Source organism: Sphingopyxis sp. SE2 (assembly GCF_032227185.1).
In the GTDB taxonomy this organism is placed as follows: Bacteria; Pseudomonadota; Alphaproteobacteria; order Sphingomonadales; family Sphingomonadaceae; genus Sphingopyxis.
The window spans coordinates 2,748,803-2,761,036 of record NZ_JAPMXW010000001.1 but is presented as its reverse complement, the minus strand read 5'-3'; the positions used below and the strand labels follow the sequence as shown (position 1 = coordinate 2,761,036).

Annotated in this window: 7 protein-coding genes and 1 pseudogene; 3 read left to right on the top strand and 5 right to left on the bottom strand. The window is 58.0% G+C overall.

The window, feature by feature from the left end; genetic code table 11:
- Positions 1 to 23: 23 nt before the first annotated feature.
- Together OVY29_RS13045 and OVY29_RS13040 are read right to left on the bottom strand one after the other, a co-directional pair.
- Positions 24 to 530, bottom strand: a complete 507-nt coding sequence (locus OVY29_RS13045; RefSeq protein WP_313911561.1) for a hypothetical protein — start codon at positions 528 to 530, stop codon at positions 24 to 26.
- A 150-nt stretch (positions 531 to 680) separates the two neighbouring features.
- Positions 681 to 2,108 (bottom strand): P-loop NTPase fold protein, encoded by a 1,428-nt coding sequence (locus OVY29_RS13040; RefSeq protein WP_313911560.1) that lies wholly within the window; start codon positions 2,106 to 2,108, stop codon positions 681 to 683.
- 258 nt (positions 2,109 to 2,366) lie between these two features.
- On the opposite strand from OVY29_RS13040, the pseudogene OVY29_RS13030 reads away from it, so the two are divergent.
- The 3 genes and pseudogenes from OVY29_RS13030 (at position 2,367) to OVY29_RS13020 (ending at position 4,892) form a co-directional block, all read left to right on the top strand.
- Positions 2,367 to 3,148, top strand: a pseudogene (locus tag OVY29_RS13030) (IS5 family transposase).
- A gap of 790 nt (positions 3,149 to 3,938) precedes the next feature.
- The gene (locus tag OVY29_RS13025) at positions 3,939 to 4,313 is read left to right on the top strand and encodes a DUF4145 domain-containing protein (RefSeq protein ID WP_313911558.1); all 375 of its coding nucleotides are present in this window, start codon (positions 3,939 to 3,941) and stop codon (positions 4,311 to 4,313) included.
- 267 nt (positions 4,314 to 4,580) lie between these two features.
- Positions 4,581 to 4,892, top strand: a complete 312-nt coding sequence (locus tag OVY29_RS13020) for a hypothetical protein (protein WP_313911557.1) — start codon at positions 4,581 to 4,583, stop codon at positions 4,890 to 4,892.
- Positions 4,893 to 4,986: 94 nt separating this feature from the next.
- Here the strand turns inward: OVY29_RS13020 and OVY29_RS13015 are convergent, their stop codons facing one another.
- The 3 genes from OVY29_RS13015 to OVY29_RS13005 form a co-directional block, all read right to left on the bottom strand.
- Positions 4,987 to 5,673: a recombinase family protein gene (locus OVY29_RS13015; protein WP_313911556.1), complete on the bottom strand. Its 687-nt coding sequence runs from the start codon at positions 5,671 to 5,673 to the stop codon at positions 4,987 to 4,989.
- Positions 5,670 to 5,900, bottom strand: a complete 231-nt coding sequence (locus OVY29_RS13010) for a hypothetical protein (protein WP_313911555.1) — start codon at positions 5,898 to 5,900, stop codon at positions 5,670 to 5,672. Before OVY29_RS13010 ends, OVY29_RS13015 begins: the two co-directional genes overlap by 4 nt.
- Before the next feature lie 871 nt (positions 5,901 to 6,771).
- Positions 6,772 to 10,602, bottom strand: coding sequence for a hypothetical protein (locus tag OVY29_RS13005; protein WP_313911554.1), 3,831 nt, complete (start codon positions 10,600 to 10,602; stop codon positions 6,772 to 6,774).
- Positions 10,603 to 12,234 lie beyond the last annotated feature (1,632 nt).

Below are 12,234 nucleotides of genomic sequence, written 5' to 3'. Positions count from 1 at the left end.
GATTAGGAGGCCGGAACCTCCAGCTATAGCCCAATCAGTTCACCAAGTTTCGAGTAGGTCAGTTCCCACGATGCCTTGCCTAGACCTCCGCCTCCAAAGCCCCCGTTTTCAAACTTCTTGAACTGCATGGTGACGCCGCCGGGGCGCGTCCATGTGAATATTTTCCCTTGGCGGGCGAGGATTGAGCCATCGCTGGTATCGCGATTGAGGGGCTCGCCATATTTAGCCGATAGAGCGGCCAGCACATCGCGCGAGCAGCGCCCGCCGAGGCTAGGGTCGCCCGCGATCATGACTTGATGAACGGTATCGCTGTCGTCGAACCTGATGTTCACTTCGGCATTACATTTAGCGATGATCGGAATGTCGCTAATCTCGATTGCCTTCTTTTGGTAGTCTACCTTCGAGGATTTCGGATAGAGCGCCTCCACCTGCGTGCGCGTCATCCCAAATTCTACCTTGTCCCACACAGGTTCCGCTTGCGCTGTGGCCGGTGAGGCAAGCGCAGCAATCATTATAGCGGTCAATCTCATCAATTCCCCCCTCCGAACTACTATCTGCCAACCGCTATAGGCCGAAATTCCTTACCAACAACCAACAGATTTCACCGACGTGGCGGCGCCTCTCTAATTTCAATAACAGTCGCGGCCCGCTAGTTTCGCGCTATTTGGCGACGGCGGCTGTCAAAGCGCGTCGGTAGGCTCAGACTGTTTGAATTGCACGGCCAGCTTAACCAAATCTCGGTATTGTCGAATAACGGAATAGGGCGGGTCGGCCGGGTTGTAGCGATTCCCGTGTAGCTGGCTTAGCTCTGCGGCAAAGTAATCAGCGGCAGCGCGTCTTGCCAGCGATCCGGTCGAGGCGTCCACCAAATTATGGAGGGGCTTCGTAAAGCCGCTCATGAAGCACTGCGTTAAACCTTTGGCCTCGATTGACTTTGTCACTATTTCTCGGCGGGGGAGATCGTGCTCTTTCTGCGAAAGCAGGATTCGGTTGGTGGGAAACACAGAATCGATTTCAGCACGCGACGGCTGACCGCAGAGGAGTTCGAACGCCTGTTCCCGTCCGGTATGATACATACAAATCATCGGCCAGAGTAGGGGAAGCTGCAACGGCACTTTGCTTTCCCATAGGGTGTGCACCGTGGCGAAAATCTCAAAGCACTGTTCGATATCCCTCAACGACATATCAAAGATCGAGAAATAAGCCGCGCTCAACTCGATGCTGTCCATTTGAAATCTTGAAAGAGGGGCGGGGTCGATCCCGTGTAGTTTGAACAGGTGGCCAATGAATATCTTCGGCTCCGCGTCTCGAAACCTAAATGTGCGGTCGAAAAAGCGGAGAAGGTAAGTCTTCGCGTTGAAGTCATTCCCGTAGACCGCCTTCACCGATGCCGAGAGTTGGTCGGTGTTTGTCGCCACGACGAAGACGATGCCGTCGGTGTTGAAGAGGTGTTTTACAGCCTCCAAGAGGTCGATGGCGTGGCTCGGCCGGCATCGGTCGAGTTCATCTACGAGAATAAATATGAGAGAGTCCGTCCCCATGCTTTCGCGCAAACTCGCGGACATAGACGCCAGATTAGCACGAAAGGTTTTTATGGAATTTAGCTGCTGCTTATGGGCTTCGATCAAGCCAGAAGCGAAGTCATCCCCGAGTTTCTCAACGACCGCAGCCACGCCCTCGCCAATGGCGGAGTCGTCCGCATCCTCTGAAGCGGTGGTTGACATCGGTTCCCCGTTAAGGGCATCGCCAACGTCTTCTAAAAAGGTGTCCGTATGCTTCTTGAGAAGGCTAGTAGCCACACCGCGCACCAGCGAAACCGCGAGGGGACCGCTCGATTTTACCAGCGCCTTCCATTTGCGTTGGACTTTCGAGGGGGTCGATAGGTGGTCCTTAAGGGCATCCTCTATCGCCGCCATTACAGCTATCATCGGCTCATTAGTTAGGTCGTTTTCCCAAGCATTCACGCGGGCAACGACATGGCCGGAGAGCTCTAGCTGAGTGGCGAAACGGTCGAGAAAGTAGCTCTTGCCGTGCCCCCATGCGGCATCGATGTTCAACACGTATGAGGCGACAGCGCCCCGCGCGCGGCGAGCTTCGATCTGTCCCATCAGGAACCGATATACCGTGTCCCCGTCATGCCGCCGTCCCAGTGTGTCGTCTTGCCAAATATCCTCTAGCGCAGCCAATGTTGCCCCCGACGTGGTTGTGAAGAATTGACCCTAAACACTATTCTGGAAAAGAAGTAGCGTCCATAATAACAAAGCCGAACTTGTAACGGCGGCCTGATATGTGTCTAGGCCGTGTTGACAAAAGGGATTCCCAAACGGGTCTAGTTCTGATTCAGAGCTGTTTTTTGGGGAGCAGCCATGGGTCGCGGGGATTTGTCGGACGGGGAATGGGCGCTGATCGGACCGCTGTTGCCATCTGAGCGGGGACGCTGGGCGCGTCCGGCGGGCGACAACCGACGGTTCCTGAACGGGATGCTGCATGTTTTGCGGGTCGGCTGTCCCTGGCGGGACATGCACGAGCGCTATGGCAAGTGGAACTCGGTCTATGTCCGGTTCCGGCGCTGGGCCGAACAAGGGGTTTGGGATGGCCTGCTGCAAACGCTGGTCGATCTGGGGCTCACCGACGACTGGCAGCACATGATCGACAGTACCACGGTTCGCGGCCATGTCTCGGCAGTGGGCGGAAAAGGGGGGATGCTGCGAACGCTTTTGGTCGATCACGCGGCGGCTTTACGTGCAAGGTCCACGCCCGCTCGGACAATCAGGGACGCCCTCTCGGCTTCCTCCTGACCGGCGGTGAAGCATCGGATTACGCCGCCGCCGAACCGCTGATGAAAATCCCGGTCGCCAAGCCCAAGGCGCTGCTCGCCGACAAAGGCTATGACGGTGATCGCTTCCGCGAAAGCCTCTTGATCCAGGGCATCCTGCCGATCATCCCGCCGCGCTCGAACCGCAAGGCCCCCGAACATCCTGACTATCGGCGCTACAAGGATCGCAACCGCATCGAACGCATGTTCGGCAAACTCAAGCAGCAGCGACGCATCGCCACCCGTTACGACAAGACCATCCTGTCCTTCGAGAGCTTCCTCAACCTCGCTGCCGTGCGCCTATGGTTGAAGTCTTTTGTCAACGCGGCCTAGATTGCCCAGAAACTGCCCTCACAGCGCGAAGTTAAGCTCGGAGGTGCCCTGATATGGTCTCCGTCATTTTGTTACAGATAATTATCTATCGAGACAGGGACGCAATGGGAGTATATCGCCCCAATGAGCAAGCCCGCCCTTGAGCGCGCCGCACGCGCACTATGTCACCTCGACGGCCACCCTGAGGATGCCATGATGGATGGCAAGCCGCTCTGGCAGGACTATCTCCCGGAAGCTCGCGCGGTATTGGGTGCGATCCGAGCGCCGGATGAGGCCATGACGATTGCGGGCGAGGCTCATATAGAAAGCTTGCCTGCGCGTAGACCTCTTACGATGAGAATATGGGCGGCTATGGTGGACGCTGCATTGTCTAGGCCTCTCATCTGAAGGCGGAACAGCGATAAGTCGGTTGAAAGGGAGGTATGCAGGGGTGTCTCAACTAATAGCTCAAGGCTCGCGGGAGTTCGACTGGTCCAGCGTGCCAATTGCTAAACTAGGTGCGCGAGGCTCAGCAGGCGCTGAAGCGCCGGCGAACGTAACCTTGAAATGCCCGCACTGTAGCCATGTAGGGACATTCCAAATTCCTCAGGGATGGCAATATCAAGTAGAACATCAGACGGATGCGGGCGCCGTAGGGCGGGTAGTGAATGCGTCTATCAGATTTTGCCCGAACGCTGGTTGCCGGGCTCCGGTTTTTATCATCTCGTCGGGAACGAAAGTTCTCCATAGCCTGCCCCGAGAGCGTATCGATTTTGACGCTGACGGCCTGCCCGAGGTTATAGCGACGAGCTTGGAAGAAGCGATCTCCTGCCACGCAGCTGGGTGCTTCCGCGCGTCTGCCTTAATGGTGCGGCGCACTATCGAAGAGGTCTGTAAAGACAAAGGCGCCACAGGGAAAAATCTCAAGGAACGCATAGCCAGCTTAGGGACAGTTATGACGCTACCCGCTGCGCTCCTCGCCGCTATGGACGAACTTCGCTTGCTTGGAAACGACGCTGCCCATGTGGAAGCAGCAACTTATGACAAAGTGGGAGCCCAGGAAGCTGCGGTCGCAGTCATGCTTGCAAAGGAGATAGTCAAGGCTGGCTATCAATATGACAAGCTCTTAGGCGCTCTATCGTCACTGCGAAAGCAAAGCGGCGCTAAGGAAGCCAATCAACCTTAGAATAAGCCTATAACGAACATAACGATCCCGGCGACCGACATTAAGAGAACCAGCACAAATTCGATCTGAATAGCTGAGGGTCGCTTCATGGGAACTCTATGGTAGATTGATGGGGTGGCCGGCTGGCTATCATTTGCCTCTAGATTGCCCAAAAAGGGGTCTTACAGCGCAATCTGAACGGCGGGGGTATCCTAGGATAGGATAGGCCATTTTGTCACAGATAACTTGTCAGGGACATGCGCGGCGTCGGCGAAGATGGGGAACAGCATGAACGAACTCGAAGCAAACGGCGATGTGCCTACTGGCGCCGCAACCGGCGGGGCGAAGCGCCCTAGGATAACGTTATACGAGGCGGCCCTGATCTACGCTTTGGGCGCGGTCGCAATGATACCTTGGGGCGCCCTCAATGCTGCCGCTGACGGCTTGGCAGGGAGCTTTAGCAGGACCGGCATATATTCCCTTGTCGGGGCAATATTGCCCGCGACGCTTGGCGTCGGGCTCGCGGCATGGCGGCGCTCATTCTCCTTAGGGGCGGTTATGGTGGTCATTGTGGCGCTTATGGCTTGGCGCGGCGCCTGAACAAAAAAAGCAGGGGGTGACGGACGGACAAGGCAAACAATCGCCGCCGTGATTGAGGCCGCCGAATGCGCGTATTGGGGCGATAGGCGCCGCACTAGGTCGATTTTTGGACCTCCAGCCTCTTAAGCAACCGCGCGACTGCCGGAGGATGCCATAAGCCGCCGCGAGGGGCTTCAATATGGCGAGCGTTAAGGGCCGCCGCGATCTCTCTAAGGCTCTTTGCGCCCTCTTGGCGTATCGCTGCGATTTCATCGGACAGCTCCGCACATCGCTCATTAAGAGCCGCTTGGCGTGCAGCTACGGCCGCACTGTTGCCCTTTCCCGCGCGGCGAAGTGGTGCCGCACCATTGGGGTTACCTAGCTTGATCCCGCGAGCCTTTGCGGCCTCTAGGGCTTCTTTGGTGCGCCGAGAGATGGCCTTGCGCTCAGCTTGGGCGACGGCGGCTAGAATATGGACAGTAAGCTCATTCGCTTCCGGCATGTCCGCCGCAACGAAGTTCGCGCCGCTTTCTTGCAGCGCGGACAGGAACGCAACGGACCGTGATAGGCGATCCAGCTTGGCTACCACCAAGGTTGCACCTGTTAGCTTGGCCCGCCGCAAGGCTTCTGAGAGCTCGGGGCGATTGTTCCGCTTGCCGCTTTCAATCTCGGTATATTCCGCGATCAACTCCCAACCGCGCGCGCTGCATAAGTCCGCGACGGCCTTCCGCTGAGCGTCGAGGCCAAGCCCCGAACGCCCCTGCGCGGCAGTTGATACTCGATAGTAGGCGACGGCCTTCATAGGCTCACCCCAATGAGGCGCTTGGCGTGCCCAGCTAGCTCTAAAGCACGTTGCATTTCCGATGACCGCGCCTTTGGCAATGCGGGCGTGGAACGCATGGCGCGACGGTCCACCGCCTCGATACCTACGATACCATAGATGGCATCCCGGATACGCGAGGCGCGGACAACTTCAGCGTTAGCGCGCACGGCAATGGCGCGATCAGCGGCTAGCTTGACGATAGACATGGTAATTCCTCCTCTTGTTCCATTTGGCCTAATGACCGATAGGCAATATGGAACAGAAGGGCAGACATGTCAAGAGGCAAGCAAAATATCAAACCGAGCCAGCTTATGAGCGGGATTGTGGAAGGAGATCAGGTCCGCAACCTTGGCGATCCATAGCGCCCCGACAGGCGCCGCAAGCGAAGCGCGGCCTACGCCCATGCCTCGCCCTTTCGACCCATGAGGCTCCCATGATCAAGCCGCCATGCCATCCCTTATGTCATCTAAGGCGGGAAGACGGGCGCGCATTGGCTTTAGTGTGACAGCAAAGCGCGTCAGGCTGTGTCACCGGGCGGCACCCCCATGGGGGAATGCGGTCGACGAACACACGTATATGGGGCTTCGGATTTTTGCACCAAAAGCAATCGGCAGTTTCCCGTTCGATGCCGAACGTGCCCTTTCTGAAACCTTATGAGAACCTGGACGGCCTTGAAGGTCGGCGCCGGTGGCCGGCTTCTCGGCTTGCTCGGGGGTGCGGGCGCAACGTTTTAGGCTCACCAAGTCTCCCCCAGGCACATACTTGGGTAAGACCACCCCAGGATAATAACCCCTAAGGCCAGCAAATCCAAGGCTCTCCAACCTACGGTGTTAATTGGCACGCAGTAGTTGGAGAGCCCCCTATGTTATCTTTATGTTAGACATAATGATCCCATAAGGTTCAACATAATGTTCACTCTAAGTGAACCCTTATGATTGTATTATGATATAGATTATGGATTATCTACATGAAGAACACATGAAGACACCTTATGTATCCTCATGTGCTCCTATCGAGCACGCTAGGGCGGCAAGCCACGCCGAGACCAATCCCGACGTAGCCGCCTCCATAGTGCGCTTAGAGCCCGAGGTCCGCCTTTAGTTTCTGGAGCTCTCGGTCACGTCTGTCTGGTTGCCAGCCCTCGCGAGCCGCATCACCCCAGACCTTTGTTTTAAGCCATTCGCGGCCCAACTCAGGGAACTCATCAACCATGGGTCCCTTCGCCAGCGCCGTGTAACCGCTGATCACCTCCCGCCAGGCTTCGACCTTGGCCGGCCGGGGGAGTTCGTCATAGCCTTCCATCTGGATCAGAGTGTCCAGCGCCTGCTGCATCGTCATGCCCGTCGCCGGGTCGACCACCTCCTGCCCACGTATCTCAAGGAGCCGAGAGTATTGCGTAGGCGTCAGCGTGACGCCGTCCTGGGTCCACGCGGGTTTCGCTGTGGTCAGAGACAGCTTGGCCATCTCCGCGTTCAACGGATCATCACCCTCCCAAGGCTGGATGCCTCCCTTCAGTCCGGTGATCCGTTCTTGTTCGGTAAGACGCAACGGTCGACCCAGGAAGTCCCGCTTAATGGGGAGTTGGTCGGCGCCCAGCGAGGCCCGAAGGAGGCCATCAACGAAGGTGCGCGCTTCGCGCATATTTCCGTCAGTAATGCCTTCCGCGGTCTTCTGAATACCGGCACCGGGGACAATACGCCCCGCCGCGTTCACGGCGAAGCGCCTTTTTGCATCTGCAAGCTCTTCAGCACTTTTCGCGGTGACGATCTGCATGATGCCGTCCAGCGACGTTAGCCAGGTCTTGGAGAGAACGTTGCGGTTCAAGGACCAAAAGATCGCCTCCAACCCTTCAGCTATCGTGCTGTCGCGCTGCGGGCTTTCCTCAGCGGCATCATAGAAAGCCCGAAGGTCTGCGGCCATCCCCAGGAGGGTGCCCAAGGGGTCAAGCCTGTTGAACTCCAAAGCATCATCCCCGACCTTGATCGAGTAGCTTGGACGATCAGCGTCGCGGGCTGTGCTGCGGAAGCCGCCATCATAACCCACCAAGCTCCTGTCTCCATCGGCGTCTTCGTCAGCGAGATTGAACGCAACAGTCATCACGACTGCCGACAGGGCCATTCGGGTCACAGCTTCGTCGCGCTGAGGGCCACCCGCTGCGATTGCTTTGCGGATACGTTCTTTGACGAGGCCAAGCGGTGTGAAGTCGATTGCCGTTCGCTCAATGATGCGCGCGGGCGTTCTAAAGAACGGCATGAGGGTGCTAGATACGATCCCACCATTTCTGGCGAGGAAAGCATCAGCACCCCTGAGCCACACCGTCTCTAAATCATCTTGGAAGAGGACCGACTTAGCTTCCGTTTCGCCGGCGCGGGCCATGATGTAACGCTCGCCAGCCAGAGAGCCATTGCTTCCCCATGTTTCAGGGCCATGGCCATATAACTGCACCGTGCGGGCCTTGAGGTATTCCCGGAGCTCTTTGCCGGTAAGACCTAGCTCCGCCGCCTCCGCCGCGGCTAGCCTTACGGCCTGCGCTTTGGCGCCTGCTTGGACCGCGATGGTTCCAACAAGTTGATCAGGGGCATTGATGAAGAGGGTCGTGCCCGTCCGCGTCACTGAACCCGCGGCATTTATCACACTCCCAACGGATCGGATCAGACCTCGCAACCCGGCTTCAATAAAGCTGAACCCAGAGTTCTCGGTCGCCCAATTTTCTAGCGTCCGGGTCTCTGCCGAAGTCAAAGCGAAACGCTTCGTATGGACAACATCGGCGCGCTCGAAGTGCTCGACCATCTCCAGCCCTATGTCTGAAGACTTTGCCGCCGCCTTCGTTGCAAGCTTGCTTAGCCCAAGTCCGTCTAAATTGACTGCGGCCTCTGATATCCCCTCACGCTGAAGCAGTTTCCAAGTCTCACGGAAAGCAACGCCCCAGCCGTTGATCAAGGCTTCGTTGTAGGCCCATGCTTCATAAGCGGCCCGTTTGGCCTCGAAAGCGGCCCGACCGCCGGCAAGAAGGCCAGGCGTTCGAGCGATCGCCGCGGTGATCTTGCCGAGCCCGTTCATGGCTAGGAAGCTGATACCGCTCCCCGCGTTCGCCAGACCAGTGGCCGGCGTGAACAGGTTGCCAACCGTCTCGCGGTAGGCTTGGGTGATCCGCTGACCACTGTTGCTCATCATCTCCCGCGTGGTCCGCGAGAGCTCCCCTGCGTCACCGCGGAGATCGATAAGGCGCTGTAGAGCCTGGATGCGCTCAGCATCGGTGTTGAGCGTGTCGGCAAAGGTGCGGGACGCATCTGCGAACCCGTCACCGCCACCACCCAGCCGCTGGATTGCTGCCTCATTGGTGTCAGCGTCGACCAGAACCTTGGCGGCCAGCCGCTTGCCGGCGCTCGGGACCGTTTGGAGCGACCTAAGTGCCCGCGCGATCTCAGAGCCTGCACCGCGGAGCGTCCCGAGGTAGTAGGCTTGGCGCGAGAACGCTTCCAGGAAGGAGGTCCAGGCTTCGCCGGTCCCCTTACCCGCCTTAAGGTCCGCCAATGCGGCCTCTGCGGTGGCTAGGAGTTTCGTCGAGTGCGCGCCTACGAAGAGACGGGCGCCCATCAGGAGCTCCGGGAGGTTCTCTGTGGCTTTGTAAAGGGTCTTCAGGACGCCAGGATCGGAGCCCAGGGCTTCCGCCCCGCGCACGATGGCGAGCTCTGAAACCCGGATATTCGAGCGACCCAGGCGGGAGGCAAGGGTCTCATAGATTTCCCCAAGGCCCTTATGGAGCCGACCAAGGAGAGCCTCGTTGTCCCACTTGGAGAAGTCGATCTTCAATGGGTCGATCCCAAGGCGGGCTAAGGCGTTCTCTGGGTCACCTTCGAGGAGATGGAGAGCCATTCGCTCTATCGCAGCATCGCTCAGGTCAGGATCGCCAGCCTTGGACTTCAAGAAATCCAGGATATCATCGAAGTCATCGAACTCGCGGCTCTTCAGCCCGAGCTCAGCGTCAACTGGATCGAGTATTTCATCGGCCTCGACCAGCGGGATATCGCCTTCATCGGCCCCACGCGCTGCTGCGGCCCCAGCATCGTCAACCACACCGACGTCACGCGCCGCTTGGGTCAGCAACTTGGGTCGGTCGATCTCAATCGGACCTTTCTTCAGGTTCTCGACGATAGCCGAAGCCTCATCGACCGAACCTTTCCAGCCTCGATAGGCTTTCAAGAGACGACCGCCGGCCTCAAAGGCCGCGTCACCGACGATGCCCAAAGGGGCGCCCGCGGCTGCGGCCTTAAACCGCTGCATAAGCGCCGTATCATCCTCTTCGGCCGCCAGCGAGCTCAACATTTCGTTGTCTATCCCGAACCCATCACGGAGGACATTGGCCATATTACCGGCCACAGGATCGAACTGAACGAAATCAGCCGCGGCGCCAGCCGCCAGGCCCTGACCCAGTCGGCCCAGGATCGTGGTGCTGCGCAGCGTAGAGGCCGCCTTAGCGAACCCGCTGAAGGGGATCGCCCAGGACGTGATACCGCGCACCGCGCTCTCCGCCCAGCCCGCGTCCTCAGAGCCCTTGAAGTTGGGCAGAGTGAACCGCGTGCCTTCTGCAACAAGCTTTGCATACTGTGATGCGGACACTTCGCCAGCCTCAGGGGTGATTATGGCGTCAGTGAGGTTCGCTACCAGCATATTTCGGGACGCTTGGTAGTCCTGTGCGGTATCGAAGATGCCTTGAATGGCATCACGAAGACCGCCACCAAAGGCGCGCTGGAAAGAGAAGGGGCGAGCGGTGTCCTTCTTCACCGGCCGCGAGGCCATGGTGCGGAAGGCTTCAGCCTTTTCGACCCCTTTCTCATCCTCAGTCTGAGGACCATAGAGGCTCTCTAGAAACTCTAATTCGCGTTGTTCTTCAGGAGTGAGAGGCATTGCTGTCTCCTTCCGAATTGGCGCTAGTCGGCTGGACCCCACGCGTCGGCAGCGAGGTGTCCGCATGGTGTTCGTAGGCACGGCGCAACAATTCATAGCGGCCGGAATTGTGAAGCACTCGCTCCGCGAACCTATCGCGCGCGAGTTCGGTCTTCATTCGGCTCGCAATGTGAGCGAATGGATAATCCATATATGATCTTTCTGGCAGGGGAGGTCAGGGTCTAAACACAGCGACCCGAGGCTCCTCAAAACTCGATATCTTACCCACACATTTCTGCGGGTTTCACCGCCGTAATTTGTGACAAAATCGGGGGCGGTATATGTAAGGCAGCGCCGCGCCGAATTGTCACAGCTAGCGACGAGAATGTCGGCGCGTCGATGAGCCGCTTTTGGTTCTACCCGAAGTGGGCACGATGGCCCCTTGTGGGTCGAGAAGGGCCATCAAGGCTCTTATGTCTTCCCACAAGGGACAGGCTGCCGAAGCCTCTACGGGCTCCTTGAGTTGGGTGTGGATCGTTCAGGGACCTTACGGGACAAGGCCCGAAACTTAGTCATCGGACCCTAAGTATCTTTCGGACTGGGAGCGCCTCTCTCAGCCGTAAGGAAGGTGTGAAAGGCGGCTCGGATTTCGGAATAATCTGAGCCTTTGGCTTTAGACGTCGCTCGACGGATATCTTTGAGTGCGGCGAACTCGCGGTCGGTTAAGGTCCGCCTATTGCGCTTACGGACTTTAGCCAGAACGTCGACGCCGCTTGCCGCGATCACCAGTCGCCTCATTCGAGGCACCGGCGCTGTAATCTATGATGTTTTCAGACCGCAATACGGCTGAAAGCTCAGCCTCCGTATATTGCTCAGGCATGTTTAGAAAGTGGTTGAGCTCGACAAGCGCCGCGGCGCGGGGGATCAACAAGCCTAGGACGGGTTCTATTTTTCCATCCACGCGGGTTGAGCCGACTGGCCCGATTAGAAACCCGGCCGCCTTCAGTGCTTTTCCAAGTAGCCGGCTGCGGAAATCTTGAGGTTTCCTACGGGCTCTTTGGCGACACCGGGCGGAACAGTATTTGGCGTCCGCGCGAGAGGCCTGAAATGTGATGCCACAGCTTTGGCATGATGTTTCGTGGCGGCCTCTCACTTCGTAGCATACACCGCAAGCAAACGGCGGAATGCTGAAAGCAATCGCTCCCAAAGGCTCAGGGCAGGACGCGGCTGGTTTTCGCGACGAGCCTTGATGCGATAATATTTGTCTCGATTGCGAGAGCGGGCGGCGTCCAGGTCAGCGTGATAGCGCCGTCTATTTGCAGCAAGACTGCGGCAATGATCTGAGCAATATTGCGCGTGAGAACGCTTACCCTCCATCGGGCCGCCGCAGTTCGCGCAAGTGCGTTCATTCATGGTATTCGACATGGCAGGATATTTCCTTTCACCAATTATGGCAGTTGGCAGTTGGCAGTTGGCAGCTACGCGGCGGCCCCAATTCGAGGCCCCTGCCATGCGGGCCAATGAGGCCGCCGCGGGTCTCCACAGCTCAACCCTGTGCGGGAGCTAGTGGAGAGCCAGGTGTGCTGTTGGATTGAGCCATTCGGCCCATTAAGACATGACGAGAAGCAGGGGCTCCCAACCCGGATGCCATCG